Consider the following 21,628-nt stretch of genomic DNA (forward strand, 5'->3'; position numbering starts at 1 on the left):
CCACCTTATTACTTCCTTGCAAAAAAATATACTACAACTTTTTAATATTTAGCATCAAATTCTGCCAATTACAATCTATACTAGATTAAAGTTCGAAACAAAAACCCTACAAGCAGTCAAAATAACTATAACACAAAAGGAAATCAGGATGATCATTGGCGTACCTAAAGAAATAAAAAATCATGAATACCGCGTTGGCATGATCCCAGCGAGTGTTCGAGAATTAATATCTCATGGCCATAACGTTTTTGTCGAAACAAAAGCCGGTTCTGGCATTGGTTTTACTGACGATGATTATATCGCAGTAGGCGCATCCATACTTCCTACAGCTGAAGACGTTTTCGCTCAAGCTGACATGATAGTAAAAGTTAAAGAGCCGCAAGCTGTTGAGCGTGCAATGCTACGTGAAGGGCAAATTTTATTCACGTATTTACATCTTGCACCAGATTTTCCACAAACAGAAGACCTAATTAAGAGCAAAGCTGTCTGCATCGCATATGAGACTGTAACAGATTATATGGGTAGACTGCCACTATTAGCACCAATGTCTGAAGTTGCAGGCCGTATGTCTATTCAAGCCGGTGCTCAAACTCTTGAAAAATCAAACGGTGGTCGTGGTCTACTTCTTGGTGGCGTACCAGGTGTTGAACCAGCAAAAGTTGTTGTTGTTGGTGGCGGTGTTGTGGGTGCAAATGCTGCACGTATGGCTGTTGGCATGCGTGCTGATGTAACGATTTTAGATCGCAACATTGATACTCTTCGCTCTCTTGATGAAGAGTTCCAAGGTCGTGCTAAGGTAGTTTATTCTACGGTTGACGCGATTGAAAAGCATGTATTAGAAGCTGACCTAGTTATTGGTGCTGTACTTATTCCTGGTGCAGCAGCTCCAAAATTAATTACAGCAGATCACATTAAGCGCATGAAACCAGGCGCGGCTGTTGTTGATGTTGCTATAGACCAAGGCGGTTGTTTTGAAACCTCTCATGCAACAACACACGCTGATCCTACTTACATCGTAGATGAAGTGGTTCACTACTGTGTTGCTAACATGCCAGGCGCTGTTGCACGTACTTCAACATTTGCTCTAAATAATGCAACACTTCCTTACATTATTAAACTAGCGGATAAAGGCTATAAAGCAGCACTTCTTGAAGATAAAGGCTTCCTAGATGGCTTAAACGTTATTCACGGTAAAGTGACTTGTAAAGAAGTAGCAGAAAGCTTTGATTTAGAATATGTTGCACCAGAAGCAGCACTAACTGCTTAAAAGACATATCCTATAACAAAATCATTTGAGGGCACCCACTGTGGTGCCCTTTCTTTACTGCAATAAATTCCATACAATCACCTTAATCACTAAGGATGATGAACACACCCTTGTCGTTCCCACCTTAATTTCCTGTTTTTTTTGATTTTAGCTCGGAGATCCTATGAGCAACGTTAAGCATTCTAAATTATTGATCCTTGGTTCTGGCCCTGCTGGTTATACTGCTGCTGTATATGCTGCACGAGCAAACCTAAATCCTGTAATGATCACAGGTATGCAGCAAGGTGGACAATTAACTACAACGACAGAAGTTGAAAACTGGCCAGGCGGCGCTGCGGATATGACAGGCCCAGGTTTAATGGAAGAGATGAAAGCACACGCTGAACGTTTCAATACTGAAATGATTTTTGATCATATTAACGAAACTGATTTCAGTCAGCGTCCTTTCCGTTTAAAAGGCGATTCTGCTGAATATACCTGTGATGCTTTAATCATCTCAACAGGCGCTTCCGCTAAATACCTAGGCTTAGAATCTGAAGAAGCATTCAAAGGCCGTGGAGTTTCAGCTTGTGCTACGTGTGACGGTTTCTTCTACCGTAATCAAAAAGTTGCGGTTGTTGGCGGTGGTAACACTGCTGTTGAAGAAGCACTGTACTTATCAAACATCGCCGCTGAAGTGCATTTGATTCACCGTCGCGATACCTTCCGCTCTGAAAAAATCCTAATCGACCGTTTAATGGATAAAGTTGAAAACGGCAACATCATCCTACATACCGATCGTACGCTAGATGAAGTACTAGGTGATGAGATGGGTGTTACAGGCGTAAGATTAAAAGACACAAAATCAGACGCAACCGAAGACTTAGAAGTCATGGGCGCATTCATTGCTATTGGTCATCAACCAAATACCGCTATTTTCAATGGTCAACTTGATATGGAGAATGGCTACATTAAGGTAAAATCAGGCCTTGAAGGCAATGCGACTCAAACTAGTATTGAAGGTATCTTCGCTGCGGGAGACGTTATGGACCATAATTATCGCCAAGCAATTACCTCTGCTGGTACAGGTTGTATGGCAGCATTAGATGCTGAGCGCTTTTTAGATGCGTTAGAAGCAAAAGAAAGTTAAACTATCCCCTAGTTAACGTTAAGCCCGAAGTAAACACTTCGGGTTTCTTTTGCTCACCTTATTTTACTGATGTACATATGGTTTCTTATATTCTAATTATTAAAATAGATACTGTACGTATGTAAAATAATACAAAACGTAAGCCTTCAATATTATGGATAAAAAACAACAACGTGAGTTAGGACAATGGCTCAAAGGCCAAAGTAAACTTGCAAAAAAATGGCTAACCCTCTCTATCGGGCTTGGCTTTCTTTCTAGTATTTTTCTTATAGCACAAGCTGCATTACTTGCCGATATATTACATCAGCTGATTATTGAACAAGTTGATAAGTATGAACTCATTTCCCACTTTATCGCTATTCTCGCTATTGTTGCTATTCGAGCAATTTGTAGTTGGGGCCGTGAGATTGCTGGCTATCGATGCGGTGAATATGTACGTGTACATATCCGTCAATTGGTAATGGATAAACTTCAAGAGTTAGGCCCTGCCTATATAAAAGGGAAACCTGCAGGTACATGGGCAACCTTGTTACTCGAACAAGTAGAAGACATGCAAGATTTCTTCTCTCGCTATCTGCCACAAATGTCTTTGTCCGTATTAATTCCTTTTGCCATCTTGATTGTCGTCTTCCCACAAAACTGGGCAGCCGGTTTAGTGTTCTTATTAACCGCGCCATTGGTTCCATTATTTATGGCACTGGTTGGTATGGGTGCTGCTGACGCTAACCGCCGTAACTTTAAAGCGCTACAACGTTTGTCAGGCCATTTTTATGATCGCCTACAATCGATGACGACGATCCGTTTATTCAATAAAACAGCTCAAGAAACCGAGCATTTGCACGGCGCTTCTGAAATCTTCCGTAAACGCACTATGGAAGTATTAAGACTGGCTTTCTTATCTTCTGCGGTATTAGAGTTTTTTACTTCAATTTCAATTGCTATCGTAGCGGTTTACTTTGGTTTCACCTTTATTGGTGAATTAGACTTTGGCCATTACGGAACCACAGTTACGCTATTTACTGGTTTATTTATTCTTATTCTTGCGCCAGAGTTTTATCAACCACTGCGAGATTTAGGGACTTTTTACCATGCAAAAGCACAAGCTGTTGGCGCTGCTGAATCTCTTGTTGAGTTTTTAAATACTGACACTAATGCTCAAACTAATGGCACTAAAAAAGTGTCTGATTCCACCACGCTTGATATTCAAGTTACCGATCTGATTGTGACTACGCACGATGATAAAACGTTATTAGGCCCTATCAGTTTTCATCTCTTTGAAGGTTCTCAAACTGCCTTAGTCGGCCCAAGTGGTGCGGGTAAAACTAGCCTAATTAATGCCATATTAGGTTTCTTGCCTTATCAAGGCAGCATTAAGATTAATGGCATAGAGCTATCTGAGTTAGATAAAAAACAGTGGTATCAAGAAATTAATTGGGTTGGACAAAACCCTACCTTAGTTCATGGCACCATCGAAGAAAACATCACCTTAGGTAAGCAAGAGATCACAAAAGAACAACTTGATTCAGTAAGCCAACAAGCCTTTGCTAATGAATTTATTGATGGTCTTGGTTATCAGCATGCTATTTCAGATCGCTCTGGTGGTTTATCTGTTGGGCAGGCTCAACGTTTAGCGTTAGCTCGTGCGCTATTACAACAAGGTCGCTTATGGATTTTAGATGAGCCAACCGCTAGCCTTGATGCAAAAAGTGAACGTCTGGTAATGAAGAGCTTAAATGAAGCGACTCAAGGACTAACCACCTTAATGATCAGCCATCGTTTAGATCAACTTCATGCGATGGACACCATTTTAGTTATGGATAAAGGTCAAGTGGTTCAATCTGGTTCATTTGATGAAATTAAAGACTCCGGCTTATTTGCAACCATGCTTGCCGCAAAACAACCAAAGCAAGGTGATCTTGATGCGTGATTTACTGCCTTACATTAAATTATACAAAAAACATTGGTTCGGCCTAACACTAGGTATGTTACTTAGCTTTGCAACCTTATTTGCATCTATCGGCTTATTGACTATTTCAGGCTGGTTTATTTCAGCCTCAGCTATCGCTGGTTTAACCATTGCTCGTGAAACGTTTAACTACATGCTTCCTGCGGGAGCGGTACGTGGTTTCTCTATCGGCCGAACCGCTGGTCGTTGGGGAGAACGAGTCGTTAGCCACAATGCTACTTTTAAATTACTGACTGAATTACGTATTTTCTTCTTTAAAAAGCTAATACCGTTAATTCCTGGTCGTTTTTCAAAGCTGCGTGATGCCGATTTATTAAACCGCCTCGTTGCCGATGTCGATGCCATGGACCATGTCTATCTGCGTCTTATCAGCCCAATTATTGTTGGTACACTAGGTATTATCGGACTAACCGCTTTTCTTGCGTGGTTTGATCTCACTATTGGCCTTACTCTTGGCGCGATTCTATTTTCTCTACTGCTTATCTGGCCAACGCTTTTCTATAAGTTAGGCAAGCAAAATGGCGCAGATCTTACTCAAAATAAAGCCACATTAAGAATTAAAACGCTTGATTGGCTTCAAGGAAATGCTGAACTGCGTATCTTTGGTGCAGAAGAGCAATATCACCAACGAATCCTTGATGCTCAAGTCGCGCTGTTATCTAATCAACGTCACATGGCAACATTGACCGGTTTAGCCAATGGACTGCTGCTTTTAGCTAACGGATGGACACTGCTGTTAATGCTGTGGATCTCTGCAGATGGTATTGCAGGCATGACACCGGATCCAATGGTAGCTATGGTTGCCTTTGCAACAATGGCAAGTTTTGAATTATTAATGCCGATTGCTGGTGCTTTCCAATATTTAGGTCAGACATTAAGTTCTGCACGTCGCTTAAATGAAATCATCACCGCTGAACCAGATACCGTCTTTGATGAAAATGGCGTGACTCAAGAGATAAAAGGTAACTTAACCATCTCTGATGTGAGTTATCAATATCTTGATGCAGATACAGATGCAATCACACACGTATCATTAGATTTACTTGCAGGTCAAAAAATGGCGATTGTAGGTCAAACAGGCTCAGGTAAATCAACCTTATTGCAATTATTGACTCGTCAGTGGGACCCTAAATCAGGCTCTATTGCCATTGATGGTGTCCAACTACCTAAGTGGAAAGAATCAAGCCTACGCAGCGCAATGTCTGTTGTTAGTCAACGTGTTGATATTCTTAATGGCTCGTTAAGAGATAACCTCTTACTCGCAAACGATGAAGCAAGTGATGAGTTATTAACCCAAACGCTAAATAAGGTCGGCCTAGGCGATCTTACTGCTGATGAGGGCTTAAATACGTGGCTAGGAGATGGCGGACGTCAGCTTTCTGGTGGAGAGCGCCGCCGTATTGGTATTGCACGAGCTTTATTGCACAACGCGCCTATCGTATTACTCGATGAACCAACCGAAGGCTTAGATCAAAAAACAGAGCAACAAATAATGTCTGTACTAAATGATCATATTAAAGATAAAACGGTGGTATTTATTACCCACCGCCTAGTTAATTTAGAAAACATGGACCACATTTGTCTTATGGATCACGGTGAGATAACTGAACAAGGCACACATGAGAGCTTACTTGCACTCAATGGAGCTTATCATCAGTTGTGGCAACGTTTCTAAATCAAGCATTAACTCATTAATCATCTGCTTATTATGAAACCATAAAAAAGCCGATACTGTTTATTCAGTATCGGCTTTTTATTTATTCTGTATTTAGCTCATCTACTAATTAGATAAAACCAACACCTTATGCGTATTTAGTTTCAAATTCTTTCATAAATTCAACTAACGCTTGAACACCTTCTAGTGGCATTGCGTTATAAATCGATGCACGCATACCGCCAACCGCTCTATGGCCTTTTAAAGCTTTTAGACCAGCATCATCCGCTAATGATAAGAATTGATCATCCAGCTCTGGATTGGCTAATTGAAATGGAACATTCATTAAAGAACGGTTATTCGCATGAACATCATTACGATAGAAATCAGATTGATCAATATAATCGTACAATGCAGCCGCTTTCTTACGGTTATGTGCTTCCATAGCCTCAATACCACCGTTCGCTTTTAGCCATTTGAAAACTAAACCCGAAAGATACCAAGCGTATGTTGGCGGTGTATTGAACATAGATTCTTTATCAGCCAATACGCCATAGCTTAATACACTAGGAAGTGCATCTGCTGCTAGTTCAAGTAAATCATCTCGTACAATAACAATGGTTAGGCCAGCTGGACCAATGTTCTTTTGCGCACCCGCATAAATAACACCGTATTTTGATACATCAATTTGACGCGATAAGATCGTAGACGACATATCAGCGACAATGGGTTTATCAGTGACTGGTAAATCATTAATTTCGATACCGTCAATGGTTTCATTTGGACAAAAATGCACATAAGCCGCATCATCACTTAATGCCCATTCAGCGGCAGGCTGAACGGCTTTTTTGCCATCTACAGTAATAATGGTTTCAATGACATTCGGCGTACAATATTTTTTTGCTTCAGTCACCGCACTTTGAGCCCAATAACCCGCATCCACATAATCCGCTTTAGTGTTTCCACCAAGTAGATTCAATGGAACTGCTGCAAATTGTGCTCGTGCGCCACCTTGGCAAAACAATACTTTATAATTCTCAGGAATTGATAATAAATCACGCAGATCTTGCTCAGAATCTTCCGCAACTTTAATGAACTCTTTACTACGGTGGCTAATCTCCATAACTGAAGTGCCTAAACCGTTCCAATTCACCAATTCCTTTTGAGCTTGGGCTAGAACGTCTACTGGCAGCATTGCTGGACCAGCACAAAAGTTAAATACTTTTTCCATGTTTCTCAAAGGCTCCTGCTATTTTATAAAAGGTATTTACATAAAATAATGTATAGAAATTAATACCACCTTTTCTCTCACAAGGAAATCAGAAAGTGATCTAATTCACTAAATCACTCAAATATTGTCCCTAGATAAAAAAATAGCCCACCTAGTGAGCTATTTTGATTCAATAAAAGCGGTTAACGTAAATAGCTTAAAAAGCCTAATAGCATAAACAACGGCATTTTTTGTCCGTTAAGTAACTCAATTTGACCATCTGCAATAGTTGCAGATAAACGGTAATTATCACCCTCTTCTACAGCAAACTCATTAATCAATAATTCATCCATTTGCATACGCAATTCTGGTGTCTCATCGACCAATTTCTTTGCAATAACTAATTCTGTTTTCCCTTCTAGGGTTTGAACTAATTTATCTGCATTTTGAGAAGCTCTTGCTGTGCCAGCAGGCAGTGTTAATTTAATACTGCTATCGACTTTACTACCAAGTACTTCAGCACTGAATTGATTAATATTAACTTTAAAACCTTTTGCGGCTAACAAGTCAAATGAAAGCATTAACTGCTCTGTTTTTTCAGGAGTAAGCTCTTGATCTTGCAGTAAAGGAATAAGTTTTACTAAGCCGTCATAATTAAGATCTTCAAAGCTAATATCAAAGATACCATCTTTTAAAACACCAGCACTAGTTACAACTTCAGCAAGTGATACTGTGTTTTGAGAGGTAAAAGTTGCCTCTTCCGCTCTATCTTTAACTTCTACTAAACGATTACTAGTCGAGTAATTAAAGCCTTTAACTTCATTTTGGCTAGCAGTATCGATATCATTAAATATTAATTTATCTATACCTCCATTTGCTTCACCAATGAAGATATCGCCCACATAGTGACCCACACTTTCACCTGAGATGTTATCCATAACAACTTCTGACTGGTTATTTAAACGTAATTCCGCTTTTGGCAACTGATAAAACAGATTAAATTTACCATCTTTCTCAATCGTTGCTGATACCTGACTCGCTGCAAAGTACAGTTTTTCAATCCCTTGAGAGCGTAAATCTTCCGTAACAAAGTCATTTTCTTGGCTAGTTAACAATAAATCTGTTGCTCCTGTTAACTTGCTTTGAGTCGTTAATGTTAGCCCCTGAATAAACGCAGATGGTTCTATAGCATTTTTTTCTATAGATTCTTCAAATGTAGAAACAGAAGATACTGATAATAAACCGTGTGATATTTCATGGTTAATTATAATCTCAGTAGGATAACCAGCTTCTTCAAGCTCGTGACTTAGCCCTTGATCTATCACATAAATTCTACTTTGAGCTTGCGAGCTTAAATAACCCCTATCATAAGAGATTGATTCTATAGTAATAATAGAGTTTTCATAAGACGAAATGCCATCTTTAAAAATAGCTTCTCCAATCTTTCCCGTTGCAAAAGGCCAGCACGCAACAAGTGCTATCGCACCACCAATAGCCGCGTATTTCTTTAAGTCATTCATATTATTGTCCATTTTATTTATTTTCCCCAGTGTACCTAAGGCTATCAATTTAATACAAGTCAATTTATAACTATCATCTCTGTCTATATAATGGGTTTACTCTAATAGCAGGTTTTAGAACACAGCTTGACTTCACTCTGGCTTAAATATTGCATAAGAAATAAGTAAGAACACGTAATTTTTTTGACAATTTGCTGCAACTTCAAATTTATATATTGCCATCTAGTAAAAATGCTTCTTTCTGTTAGTATTTATGGCATATTTTATTTACAGCACTCAATTGATAGGTTTCAAGTATCATGATCCGTAAAACACTTTTAGCATCAAGCCTAATGTTTATCTCTGCGACATCAATGGCTGCCGATAATGATCCAAACAATACAATCATGAGCAACTTTAGTTATGATTACATGGAAGCTCGTATTGGTTTTAGTCCGTCAACATTTGGTGGTGGGTTCAGCAAATCTATTCACCCTAACGCACATGCAATTGTTTCTCTTGATTCTGAATTAGATGGCGATTTTGATCTATCTACAGGCCTAGGATTTCATGCTCCTGTAAATAATTGGGCTGATATCACTGGTGAAATGCTATTTCGTATGGTTGATGACAACAGTAAATACGATGGTGATGCAGGTATGGAATTAAACTTAGGCGTACGCCAATGGTTAGGTCCACAACTTGAAGTCGGTGGTAAAGTTGGTTACCTATCAATAGATAGTGAAGATGATACTTTATTCTCTGTATATGGTCGATTCCATTCAACAGAACTATTCTCTATTGGTGCTGAAGGTCGATTTAACGGCATCTATGGCGATCAAGTTATGCTAACTGCTCGCTTTAAGTACTAGCTAAGTTTTAATATCAAAGAAACAATTTAAAACAAAAAAACCTCGTTATTTCTTAGTCTCTAAATAAAGAAATAATGAGGTTTTTTTATAGCTATATATTTATCTGTCTACAATAGAAATTAAACCAATGTGAAATTGGTATTAAACCTGCCGTAATAAGGCTTTTTTAGCTGGGTCCTGTAACAATGTCCAATGCACTCCTGACTCTGCGCCAGCAAACTTCCATAAAAGCTTCACATCTACATCCCCACCATAGGCATGATTTACCTTTCTAAATACATCCACAGCGCCGATCTCTAAAAAAGCATCTACGTCTGGCACACCTGATTTTTTTACCATTCTTTCTAATGTTAATTGCATGTTTGGTAAATCACGTAACCGACGGTTTTCTTTAGATTTCTTAAATTCTCGCTCCGCTCGTGAATTATCCATTGCCTCTTTAATAATCGTCAGCAATAGCGTTGGTTTCTTCTCAAATAACTCACTGATATCAAAATAGTTAACCGTTGCGATAGTCGTTTTCTTTACGTGTTTAAAACGCTCACAGCCTAGTTTTTCAAATTGGGCGTCTACCTCACCACCACCACGAACATATAAACGTCCTTCAGTAACCAATGAAAACATAGCTTCGTCTGTAAATAACCCTACACCACCAAACATTGATCGTTTATTAAAGTGACCGAGTTTTTTTACAAAGTTAAAAAAGCGTTCTTCTAGATGACTCATATTAGATCTCCTTGATCTTGAATTATTGACCCCCGTCCCTGTCATAAAATTGACATCAAGCAATTGAATCTTAAACACACAATAAATAAGTTACTATGACTTTTCGCTTACACCCTGAATTTACTCTATATTTTTTTATTTCGATCACACATTTTAGTATTATTTCATGTAACGAACTAAGTTTTAATTCAGGGCCTTATCACATTATAGTCTCACATCATGTCCTATTGATTCGTTGATGAAGTTCACAAGATTCATTTACAATGCCAATAAATCGACTCTTATTTCTCAATTCGTAATAACTTTTAAATCACTCAATATAAAAATGATCTTTTTTCCTGGTAACTTCTCTCAGTTTTAAGAGTTTTTTTTAAGATTCAATGAAAATGATGTATGATTAAAACATTATTTAAAGATATGAATTAAGAATGGATCATTTATCGTTTTTCTGGCTATCCCACGATAAAGAAAAAGTGCTAGCTGCCTTAAGAACTGAATTTAGCCAATTAGCAGCTAAAAGTATCTCCTCAGGAAATATTCAATTACCACCAATCCCTGATGTTGTACTAAAAATTCAAAAATTATGTACTCTTGAGTGCACATTGATTAAAGAGGTCTCTGATACTCTATTAGAAGATCCCGGCCTTACTGCAATTGTCATTCGAATGGCAAATTCTGTTGTCTTCAATCGTCGTAATATTACCTGTACTGATGTACTAACTGCGGTTTCACGCCTGGGGATTTTCCGCGTTCGTGATATTGTAACAGCTCAAGCTATCGAACAATTAAAACACTCTAGCGATTTAAATAAAGACTGTAACACCCTACTTCGCAAAAGTGCGGCACGTTCACGAGAGTTTGCTGCTGTTATAACGATGGTTTGCCAAGAGCTTATAAATTCATGCGAGGATAACTCTTTAGATTATCTTGAACCAGAAAAAGCCTTACTGACCGGGTTACTTGCTGATATAGGACTATTCTGTCTTGTAAATGAATATTATGATTACCTTGAGAGAGGTAACTACTTAGATCTCGATTTAGCAATATATGTTTTTGATAAAGAATGTAATGACACAAGCTACCATATTTTAAATCACTGGCAATTTGATGTGGATTTTTTAGCCGTTGCTACTAATGAGCATAAAAAATCAAACACTCAGCAGTCTATTAATTACCTCGACATGGCTCGTATTGCTAATCATCTTCTTATGTTTAGAAGTAAAGACGATGCTATTGAAGATCATGACATTGAAATTACTCTTGAAGGAGCGGAAGCACTATATACGCTCAGTAACCTAACAGATGCTCAATTCCGTGACCGAATTAAAGAAACACTGAGAAGTAGTGGTTTGTAATTAAATTACAAAAAAACGAATAACTTATATTGATGTACTTAATAAGCCTTGATATTCTCAAGGTTTATTCATGGACGAGATAAAGAATAATGCTTTCAGGAATGCTATTTGTTTTTTTACCACTACTTTTTGGCTATTTAATCCCCTTACATAAAAAAAAGCCCCTTCAACATATTAATGCAGCAACTGGGCATCTAGTAACCGTTATCCTTGCTTTAATGGGATTAAGCCTTGCGGCTCTCGATAACCTTGCTGAAAATCTCAACCAGATAATTATCATTACTGTTGTATTTTTTGCTTCTATTAGTGTATGTAATTTGGCTATCCTTCCCATTATGGATAAACTCTTCCCTCTAAATTCAGAAGGGAATAAAAATACCCTACCTTTATTTAAAATGATCCTTGAGTCCGCTAAGTTATTACTTGCAGTCGCTGGTGGCTTACTTGTTGGTTTATTGAGCGGAATTGACTTATCTTGGGTTGAAGAGGCTAGTGAGCTTACCTTACTTATCTTATTATTTCTTATTGGTATTCAGCTAAGAAATAGTGGCTTATCACTTCGCCAAATTTTACTTAATAAACACGGTATTATCATCGCTGCGGTCATCATGCTGACCTCTTTGATTGGGGGATTGATTGCTGCACTAATTCTAGATATCCCCCTACAGCATGGACTTGCTATGGCTTCTGGCTTTGGTTGGTATTCTCTTGCTGGGATTTTAATGGGAGATGCATTAGGACCGGTGTACGGTGGTGCAGCCTTCTTAAATGAATTAATGCGTGAACTGGTCGCTCTTTTATTAATTCCAACACTAATCCATCGCTACCCTGTTACTTCTATTGGTTATGCTGGAGCAACAGCAATGGACTTTACTCTACCGGTGATTCAAAACTGCGGCGGTATCCGTTGTGTCCCAATAGCTATTGTCAGTGGATTCATTCTTAGTTTATCCGTTCCATTCTTAATGCTATTTTTTGTTTCCCTGTAATATTTATTTTCCAATATTAAATTTAAGAGGGAAACATCACACTGTGGATTGTTTCAATTGCATTTAATGCAACGATCCCTACAATCACAACCAATAATAATGATTCATTTCTAAGGATTTGTAATGAAACTTGCTGCTATTATCTTGCCGTTTGCTTTGCTAACCACCTCAGTTCAAGCTGCCGATACTGAATGCTTAAGCAATAAATACAGCCAATACGTAGACGCATCTTTAACTTGGTATAAAGAGTTAATTGCGATTACAGTAAAAAAAGATCCTAACTTACAAAGCGTAGGAGATTGGTTTCTAGAAGGTCGTCAGCATCACTTTGAACTAAATCGCGCAGCTGTTGATTTCTATCTTAAAAATGATTCATCAAAAGTAAAAACAAATCAGTCTATTGAATCTTGGTTACAATTAGATCAAAAAGAAATTAAAAACCTAGCTTCAAATAATGACGAATTAGGAAAAATAGCCAAAATTACCTTTGATGATCGTCAAGCTCAACCTCATAAGCAAAACTACGAACTACGCTCAGCGTTTGCCGATATCTTAAGTCACCCAAAAAATATTGATACTCCATTAAACGCGTATAATCAGAAAATGACTGAGATCAGTGAAATAAACTGCAAATAAATTGTTTATTATTTAACCTTTTGGTTTGATTTTATAACAAATTGCCTTATCAATCGTTTGTATGGCACATTTTAGACAAGACATTTTTCTTATTTTGTTCTAAATTGTGCCTTTCGTCGTAGGTAAAGAGAGTGATCCCTTTGCTTTTCAATCATCAACAGAATAGAACAGATACCATGGTAACAGACAACAAAACAGCGGATGCCAATTTAGAAAGCATGCTGCGAATTTTTACTGTTCCGGAAGCTCCCGATTCGACTCTTGGAAAAATTGAGCAAGAACTCTCTCAAAACCTGAATCAATTCTTACGAGAACATATTGTCGCAGAAGAGAAACCTCTCAGCGAAATTGAAAAAGATTTTACTGATCCTTCAATGCCAGAATCTCCTACCTATGTTTCTGAGCATACCGAGCATTTACTAGATACTCTAGTTTCTCAATCTGTTCATACTTCAGCACCAAGTTTTATTGGTCATATGACATCAGCATTGCCTTATTTTTTAATGCCGCTGTCAAAAATCATGATCGCGTTAAACCAAAACTTAGTGAAAATTGAAACCTCTAAAGCGTTTACACCACTAGAGCGTCAAGTATTGGGCATTTTGCATCGTCTTATTTATAGTAAGAAAGATAATTTCTACCAACATTGGATGCACAGTGCTGATCACTCTTTAGGTGCTTTCTGTTCAGGTGGAACCATTGCCAATATCACTGCATTATGGGTAGCAAGAAACCGTTTATTACAGCCAGATGGCGACTTTGAAGGTATTGCAAAGCAAGGCTTATTTGCTGCATTAACTCATTATAAATGCAATGGCCTTGCTATTTTTGTTTCTGAACGTGGTCACTACTCCATCAAAAAAGCCGCTGACGTATTAGGGATTGGTCAAGATGGAGTTATCGCGGTAAAAACAGACAATAATAATCGTATTTGTTTAACTGATTTAGAGAAAAAAATAGCGGCAGTAAAAGCAAACAACATTAAACCACTAGCTATTATCGGTGTTGCAGGTACAACAGAAACAGGCAGTATTGATCCATTACGTAAATTAGCTCAAATCGCTCAACAAGAAGGATGTCATTTTCATGTTGATGCAGCTTGGGGTGGTGCGACACTGATGTCTAACACATACAGAGACTTACTCGATGGTATAGATTTAGCCGACTCTGTCACTATTGATGCCCACAAACAACTTTATGTCCCAATGGGCGCAGGCATGGTTATCTTTAAAGATCCTGAATTAATGTCTTCTATTCAACATCATGCTGAGTATATCTTACGTAAAGGTTCTAAGGATCTAGGACGCCATACTCTAGAGGGTTCTCGTAGTGGAATGGCAATGTTGCTTTATTCTTGTTTCAATGTGATCAGTCGCCCAGGCTATGAACTATTGATTAACCAAAGCATTGAAAAAGCAAAATACTTTTCAGAGCTAATTCAACAACAAGATGACTTTGAAATTGTTTCTAAACCTGAACTTTGCCTGCTAACCTATCGTTACGTACCAAGCAAAGTAAAGGCAGCACTAAAAATTGCAAGCGCTAATCAAACAGCCGAAATTTATGAACATTTGGATAATTTAACCAAATACATTCAAAAGACTCAACGAGAAACAGGTAAGTCCTTCGTCTCTCGAACTCGACTAACACCACGAGCATACCAATATAACCCAACGATTGTCTTTCGAGTGGTATTAGCCAACCCGCTAACCACCAAAGAAATTTTACAAAATGTATTAATTGAGCAACGAGAAATCGCAAGTAGCAGTAAAATATCTTTACCACAACTGATAACGCTTGTTGATACTATTCTAAAGTAATCTGTTTTACCCTTACAATAAATAGGTTGTTTTATCGCCATAAAGTAACCTATTTGTTGTAATTATTTTCCCTTGCTACTGAAATTTAATCACAAAACCTCACGCATAATGACGAAATTATCGCATTTATAAATAAATCAACTTTCAAAATTGAAAGTATTTTTAGAGTTCTGTCATACTATTGTTATTAAAATACACTCAAGCCTGCCATTTGTTAGAGGCTAACAAAACAAACGTATATACTAATTATAAACTAGATAGCATTAACCAAAGTAATCTGAAACCTACTCATTTTGGTTAGGGTTATACCAAGAACTGAATGTAGAAGAGCGCATTATGAATACCATTGAAAGAATACAAAATAACCTAGATAATTTCAGTAAGTCAGAGCGCAAAGTCGCTGAAGTTATTATGGCATCACCACAAACTGCTATTCACTCAAGTATTGCAACACTTGCCAAAATGGCAGATGTTAGTGAACCAACAGTGAATCGATTTTGTCGCCGATTAGATACCAAAGGCTTCCCAGATTTTAAACTTCATTTAGCTCAAAGCTTGGCTAACGGCACTCCATATGTAAACCGTAATGTGGAAGAAAATGACGGTCCAGACGCTTACACTCATAAGATTTTTGAATCTACAATGGCGTGTTTAGATGTTGCAAAAAACAGTTTAGACCCGATGCAAATTAATCGTGCAGTTGATTTATTAACTCAAGCGAAAAAAATATCATTCTTTGGCCTTGGAGCATCAGCCTCTGTTGCTCATGATGCGATGAATAAATTTTTCCGCTTTAATATCCCTATCACTTGTTTTGATGACATTGTAATGCAACGCATGAGCTGTATTAACTGTACAGAAAATGATGTAGTCGTATTAATATCTCACACTGGCCGTACAAAAAGCCTAGTTGAAATTGCTGAACTAGCAAAATCAAATGGTGCAACAGTAATAGCAATTACAGCTAAAGATTCTCCGTTAGAAAAAATAGCTTCTTTAGCAATTTGTTTAGATGTTCCAGAGGATACCGATGTCTATATGCCAATGGCAAGCCGTGTTGTACAAATGACAGTTATTGATGTATTAGCAACAGGCTTTACACTTCGTCGCGGTGCAGGATTTAGAGATAATTTAAAACGCGTTAAAGATGCACTTAAAGATTCTCGTTACGAAAAAGACAGCTCAAATTAATTATTCGTTTTAAGAACTGCCTAGAGCGGTAATGCCGATCATTTAAGGTAAATATGATCGGTTGACCGATCCTTTTTAGATGTCAAAATCCAAGTGTATTTTATGCACTTGGATTTTTTTATGGATGTTTCTCAAGCTCTAAACATAATCAATGACTGGAAACCTAGCAACGTTGAGACACTCGCTGATTTACTTCCAATCCATCTGATTGATGAGGCTTATTCTCTCACTGATACGGTGACGATGAGGAAGCGAAAGCTTACTCTTGAATCAATGGTATGGTTACTTGTTGGTATGGCTATCTATAACAATAAATCCATGAAGGATTTAGTTAATCAGCTTGATATCGTAGACCGTACAGGTAAAGCTTTTGTCGCGCCTAGTGCCCTTACTCAGCGCCGGAAAAAATCTAGGTGAAGCAGCAATGAAAGCAGTCTTTGAGCGAATGACAAGTTCCTGGCTTAAGAGTGCTAATCTTCCTAAATGGAATGGGCTAACTCTCTTAGGGGTTGATGGAGTTGTATGGAGAGCACCTGATAACCAGCAAAATGAAGAGGCTTTTTCTCGCCAAAAAGGAACTCAATACCCACAGGTAAGAATGGTTTGCCAAATGGAGCTAAGCAGCCACCTTATTACAGCGAGCGCTTTCGATAATTACAATACAAATGAAATGATATTGGCAGAGAAGTTAATAGATAGTACACCTGACCATAGCGTAACCATGTTCGATAAGGGGTTCTATTCATTAGGATTACTACATAAATGGCAGATGACAGGCTCAGAGCGTCACTGGTTAATTCCCCTTAAAAAAAATACTCAGTATGAAATAATTCGATCGCTAGGTCGTAATGACAAACTTGTTATTCTTCGAAGTAACCCAAGAGCAAGAAAACTGTTTTCTGATTTACCTGAAACGATGACAGCTCGTCTCGTGACTCGAAAAATTAAAGGAAAAGATTATCAAGTTCTGACGTCAATGATTGACCCATTACGTTACCCATTAAAAGATATTATTGGTCTTTATGAGCATCGTTGGGAAATAGAATTGGGTTACCGAGAGCAGAAACAATACATGTTAGGAAATCGCTTAACACTACGAAGTCGTCTGCCTGAATTAGTGAAACAAGAACTATGGGGTATCTTGTTGACTTATAATTTAATTCGCTATCAAATGGTAGAGCTTTGCTTTAATTTAAAAGGAAATTATCTCCCTTATCAATTGAGTTTTAATGGGACTCTTGCTCATGTATCTGCGTTATTAGTTGGTTTACCATACTCAACGCCAGGAGCGATCCCTCGACAATTAAAAGGCTTCCATCAGATGGCTGAAAGCTTAATACTTGATAGGCGAAGAGAAAGAACATTCCCTCGAATGGTAAAACCAAGACCTCAACGATATGCCAGAAATAAGAATGCCGTTCACCCTTAAGTGAACGGCATTAGCCTAGAGCGGTTCTTTTTTTATAAAAACCATTAGCTTACTCGCTTTATTATCACATTAATTACCCACACAATTAATAGGTATTACCAATCAATCAAAAAGGTGAAACCATCTTTACTTTGCTAATTTCAACAGGCATAGTGTACTTATTGATTGCGAGTATTACGCATAATTTACTAATTGTTTGGAGTTAACACTATGTTTGTTGTTATTTTTGGTCGTCCTGGTTGCCCGTTTTGTGTTCGTGCAAAAGATCATGCGGATACGCTAAAAGAAAAGCGTGAAGACTTTAACTACCGCTATGTTGATATTCATGCTGAAGGTATTTCTAAGGCTGATTTAGAAACAACTGTTGGTAAGCCAGTTGACACTGTTCCACAAATTTTTGTTGACCAAGAGCACATTGGTGGCTGTACAGAATTTGAAGCGTATGCAAAAGAAAACCTAGGTCTTTTTGATTAATTCATCGCTTAAATCAATGTATTCTAAATCACCGCTTATTAGCGGTGATTTTTTTTAATTTTATTTATAAATACGGTTATACATTCACCATTTTTACGTTAGACTTGCATCACACTTTCTTCTTCTAAATTTCAGGCAAAATACAGTGAACATTGATGTTGCGACATTATTATCGCAAAACGATATCTTACTTTTATTCGTTGTTCTCGCTCTCGGCTTATTTATTGCTAAAGTTAAAATCGGCAGCTTTCAATTAGGCAGTTCAATTGGTGTTCTTATCACCGCCCTCTTTATGGGAAGCCTCGGCTATACCTTTACTGCAGACTCACTCAATATTGGCTTTATGCTATTTATTTTCTGTGTTGGCATTGAAGCTGGGCCAAACTTTTTTGGTATTTTCCTTCGTGATGGTAAACATTATTTATTATTAGTGTTGGTTGTCCTTATCTCCGCGATCTCTCTAAGCTTTTTGATCGACCACTACTTTCAATTAGATTATGGCCTTTCTACCGGAATGATGGCTGGTGCTCTTACTGCAACTCCTGTATTGGTCGGTGCAAAAGATGCCTTAAACTCTGGGTTAGCAGTACTCCCTGAAGGCGTTGATTTTAGTAAAGTCATAGATAACTTAAGTGTGGGTTATGCTTTTTCTTATCTAGTAGGTTTAACCAGTTTAATTTTATTAGCCCGTTTATTACCTACATTGCAAAAACAAAATTTACAAGACAGTGCAATGCAAATAGCCCAAGAACGTGGTATTGGCAGCGCAGGACAACGTAAAGTTTATCTTCCGATTATACGAGCTTATCGCGTAGGCCCAGAATTGATTGAATGGACTGATGGAAAGAACTTACGTGAACTAGGCATTCACCGCCAAACAGGTTGTCACATTGAGCGCATTCGTCGTAATGGTATTCTTGCGAACCCTGATGGCGACTATATCCTACAACAAAGTGATGAAATAGCGTTGGTTGGCTACCCAGATAGTCATGCTCGTCTAGATCCTAGCTTCAGAAACGGGAAAGAAGTATTTGACCGTAACCTATTGGATCTACGTATTGCGGAAGAAGAGATCGTTGTAAAAAATGACAACATTGCAGGAAAGCGCCTTTCTGAGCTAAACCTTTCTGAATACGGCTGTTTCTTAAACCGTGTTGTCCGTGCTCAAATCGAAATGCCGATTGAACATGATATTGTGTTAGCTAAAGGGGATATCCTTCAAGTTAGTGGTGAAAAGAGTAAAGTTCATCATATTGCTGATAAAATTGGTTTTATCTCTATCCATAGTCAAGTATCAGACTTGCTTGCCTTCTGTAGCTTTTTCATCTTAGGTATTATGTTTGGGATGATAACGATGAGCTTTGGGCAGGTTACTTTTGGATTAGGTAATGCGGTAGGCTTATTAAATTTCAGGTATCACTTTAGGTTTCTTACGAGCAAACCACCCTACTTTTGGCTATGTCCCACAAGGAGCGCTAAATATGACCAAAAACCTTGGGCTACTTGTTTTCATGGTTGGGATTGGTCTGAGTGCAGGTGGAAATATTAGTGAATACTTCTCTGAAGATGGCTTAAAAGTACTCGCAGCAGCTCTCATTGTCAGTGTCGTACCTGTTATCCTTGCTTACCTTGTTGGTGCTTATATTTTAAATATGAACCGTGCGTTATTAATAGGTGCCATCATTGGTGCTCGCACCTGTGGCCCTGCAATGGATGTCGTAAATGAACACGCGCGTAGTACTATCCCAGCATTAGGCTATGCCGGTACTTACGCTATTGCAAATATCTTAATGACCGTAGCAGGTACCATTATGATCTTACTGGCCTAACTCATTTATACCAATACACCATTTATACAAACAATTTTTTAGTGGTGGGTAATAAATAGTAAAAAGCCCTAGAATGATTATTCACTCTAGGGCTTTTTTTCTATTCATTGATTATAGCAAGGCTATTAATTAAATAGCGGCAACATCAAACTCAACCATTGGGTTCACGTCTGCGTCGTAATCAACACCATCAACGCCAAAACCAAACAGTTTTAAGAACTCTTCTTTATACTCAACGTAATCCGTTAAATCTTTTAGGTTCTCAGTCGTTACTTGTGGCCATAGCTCACGACAATGTTTTTGAATGTCTTCACGTAGTTCCCAGTCATCTAGACGTAGACGGTTTTTATCATCAACTTCAGGAGCTGAACCATCTTCTTTATATAGACGTTGGCTAAACATACGTAAAATTTGCTCTTGGCAACCTTCGTGTACGCCTTCTTCACGCATTTTCTTAAATACCATTGCGATGTAAAGAGGCATAACTGGAATTGCAGAACTTGCTTGAGTCACTACTGACTTAAGAACCGCCACGTTTGCAGTGCCACCAGTCGCTGATAATTTCTCGTTTAGCGCTGTCGCTGCACGGTCTAAATCCATCTTAGCTTTACCTAATGCGCCATCCCAGTAGATAGGCCAAGTTAGCTCAGTACCAATATAGCTATAAGCAACAGTTTTACAACCATCAGCTAAAACACCAGCATCAGATAATGCGCTCATCCAAAGTTCCCAATCTTCGCCACCCATTACAGTAACTGTATCTTGGATCTCTTCTTCTGTTGCAGGCTCAACTGAAGCTTCAATGATTGCATCTTTGTTAGTATCAACAGCTGTTGCTGTATACGTTTCACCAATTGGTTTTAGTGAAGAACGGATCACTTCACCTGTTTCTGGCATTTTACGTACTGGAGAAGCCAGAGAGTAAACCACCATATCAATCTGACCTAAGTCTTCTTTGATTAGATCGATTGTTTTTTGTTTTGCTTCATTAGAGAAAGCATCACCATTCAAGCTTTTAGAGTAAAGGCCTTCTTCTTTTGCAAGTTTGTCAAAAGCAGCTGAATTATACCAACCTGCGGTACCTGGTTTTTTCTCTGTCGCTGCTTTCTCGAAGAAAACACCAATTGTTGATGCACCACCACCAAACGCAGCAGTAATGCGAGAAGAAAGACCGTAGCCACTTGAAGAGCCAACAACCAATACACGTTTTGGTGCATTAACAATTGGGCCTTGCGCTTTAGTTAGAGCAATTTGTTCTTTAACGTTGTGCTCACAACCAACTGGGTGAGTGGTTGTACAAATGAATCCACGAATTCTAGGTTTGATGATCATGTTCAACTTTCCTTTTAATAATTACCTCTAGGATAAAAGGTTCTTATCCAGTTCGCATCCCATTTATGACAATTTTTGTCAAAATAGTGAGTGGTTGGAGGTGTGAAACGTCTTTTCATCATAAAAATGGAATTATCTTCACTTTTTTTGAACTATCTAAAAAATACGAAGTCTGATGTTATGTTCATAATTCCACTGCTTTTTCTTGATTAATTCAAGTAACCCGTTATCTCGCTTTTAGCACTAAAGA

General features: G+C 38.2%; 15 protein-coding genes and 2 pseudogenes. 13 read left to right on the top strand and 4 right to left on the bottom strand.

Annotation, left to right across the window (positions count from 1 at the left end; translation table 11 throughout):
• The first annotated feature begins 148 nt into the window (after window positions 1-148).
• From ald to cydC, 4 genes are all read left to right on the top strand, one after another.
• Window positions 149-1,267 carry an alanine dehydrogenase gene (ald, locus tag ACU5DF_RS13920; RefSeq protein WP_446713300.1) on the top strand — a complete coding sequence of 373 codons (1,119 nt, stop codon included), beginning with the start codon at window positions 149-151 and terminating at the stop codon, window positions 1,265-1,267.
• 163 nt (window positions 1,268-1,430) lie between these two features.
• On the top strand, window positions 1,431-2,396 hold the full coding sequence (gene trxB / locus ACU5DF_RS13925; protein WP_045101651.1) for a thioredoxin-disulfide reductase: 966 nt from the start codon (window positions 1,431-1,433) through the stop codon (window positions 2,394-2,396).
• Between the two features lie 154 nt (window positions 2,397-2,550).
• Window positions 2,551-4,323, top strand: coding sequence for a heme ABC transporter permease/ATP-binding protein CydD (cydD, locus tag ACU5DF_RS13930; RefSeq protein ID WP_446713301.1), 1,773 nt, complete (start codon window positions 2,551-2,553; stop codon window positions 4,321-4,323).
• Entirely contained in the window at window positions 4,316-6,037 is a 1,722-nt protein-coding gene (gene cydC / locus ACU5DF_RS13935; RefSeq protein WP_446713302.1) for a heme ABC transporter ATP-binding protein/permease CydC, read from the top strand. The genes cydD and cydC overlap by 8 nt, the downstream gene beginning before the upstream one ends.
• Window positions 6,038-6,164: 127 nt before the next feature.
• Here the strand turns inward: cydC and serC are convergent, their stop codons facing one another.
• Both serC and ACU5DF_RS13945 read right to left on the bottom strand, forming a co-directional pair.
• Window positions 6,165-7,247 (bottom strand): 3-phosphoserine/phosphohydroxythreonine transaminase, encoded by a 1,083-nt coding sequence (gene serC, locus ACU5DF_RS13940; RefSeq protein ID WP_446713303.1) that lies wholly within the window; start codon window positions 7,245-7,247, stop codon window positions 6,165-6,167.
• A 182-nt stretch (window positions 7,248-7,429) separates the two neighbouring features.
• The gene (locus ACU5DF_RS13945) at window positions 7,430-8,746 is read right to left on the bottom strand and encodes a DUF945 family protein (RefSeq protein ID WP_446713304.1); all 1,317 of its coding nucleotides are present in this window, start codon (window positions 8,744-8,746) and stop codon (window positions 7,430-7,432) included.
• A 302-nt stretch (window positions 8,747-9,048) separates the two neighbouring features.
• On the opposite strand from ACU5DF_RS13945, the gene ACU5DF_RS13950 reads away from it, so the two are divergent.
• Entirely contained in the window at window positions 9,049-9,597 is a 549-nt protein-coding gene (locus tag ACU5DF_RS13950; RefSeq protein ID WP_446714245.1) for a hypothetical protein, read from the top strand.
• A 141-nt stretch (window positions 9,598-9,738) separates the two neighbouring features.
• Here the strand turns inward: ACU5DF_RS13950 and ACU5DF_RS13955 are convergent, their stop codons facing one another.
• Window positions 9,739-10,368 (bottom strand): TfoX/Sxy family DNA transformation protein, encoded by a 630-nt coding sequence (locus ACU5DF_RS13955; protein ID WP_446714246.1) that lies wholly within the window; start codon window positions 10,366-10,368, stop codon window positions 9,739-9,741.
• Between the two features lie 383 nt (window positions 10,369-10,751).
• Here ACU5DF_RS13955 and ACU5DF_RS13960 point away from each other — a divergent pair, with 383 nt between their 5' ends.
• From ACU5DF_RS13960 to ACU5DF_RS13995, 8 genes and pseudogenes are all read left to right on the top strand, one after another.
• Window positions 10,752-11,678 carry an HDOD domain-containing protein gene (locus ACU5DF_RS13960; RefSeq protein ID WP_446713305.1) on the top strand — a complete coding sequence of 309 codons (927 nt, stop codon included), beginning with the start codon at window positions 10,752-10,754 and terminating at the stop codon, window positions 11,676-11,678.
• A gap of 89 nt (window positions 11,679-11,767) precedes the next feature.
• Entirely contained in the window at window positions 11,768-12,667 is a 900-nt protein-coding gene (locus ACU5DF_RS13965) for a LysO family transporter (protein ID WP_045101643.1), read from the top strand.
• Window positions 12,668-12,790: 123 nt separating this feature from the next.
• Window positions 12,791-13,303 (top strand): hypothetical protein, encoded by a 513-nt coding sequence (locus ACU5DF_RS13970; protein WP_446713306.1) that lies wholly within the window; start codon window positions 12,791-12,793, stop codon window positions 13,301-13,303.
• A gap of 176 nt (window positions 13,304-13,479) precedes the next feature.
• On the top strand, window positions 13,480-15,123 hold the full coding sequence (gene panP / locus ACU5DF_RS13975; RefSeq protein ID WP_045101641.1) for a pyridoxal-dependent aspartate 1-decarboxylase PanP: 1,644 nt from the start codon (window positions 13,480-13,482) through the stop codon (window positions 15,121-15,123).
• A gap of 336 nt (window positions 15,124-15,459) precedes the next feature.
• Window positions 15,460-16,314, top strand: coding sequence for a MurR/RpiR family transcriptional regulator (locus tag ACU5DF_RS13980; protein ID WP_045101640.1), 855 nt, complete (start codon window positions 15,460-15,462; stop codon window positions 16,312-16,314).
• Window positions 16,315-16,434: 120 nt separating this feature from the next.
• Window positions 16,435-17,743 (top strand): annotated as a pseudogene (locus tag ACU5DF_RS13985) (IS4 family transposase).
• Between the two features lie 210 nt (window positions 17,744-17,953).
• Window positions 17,954-18,217, top strand: a complete 264-nt coding sequence (locus ACU5DF_RS13990; protein WP_045101639.1) for a GrxA family glutaredoxin — start codon at window positions 17,954-17,956, stop codon at window positions 18,215-18,217.
• A gap of 145 nt (window positions 18,218-18,362) precedes the next feature.
• A pseudogene (locus tag ACU5DF_RS13995) lies at window positions 18,363-20,046 on the top strand (aspartate:alanine antiporter).
• 129 nt (window positions 20,047-20,175) lie between these two features.
• Here the strand turns inward: ACU5DF_RS13995 and fabV are convergent.
• Window positions 20,176-21,378: an enoyl-ACP reductase FabV gene (fabV, locus tag ACU5DF_RS14000; protein WP_045101637.1), complete on the bottom strand. Its 1,203-nt coding sequence runs from the start codon at window positions 21,376-21,378 to the stop codon at window positions 20,176-20,178.
• Window positions 21,379-21,628: the final 250 nt, after the last annotated feature.

Source organism: Aliivibrio wodanis (genome assembly GCF_052920805.1).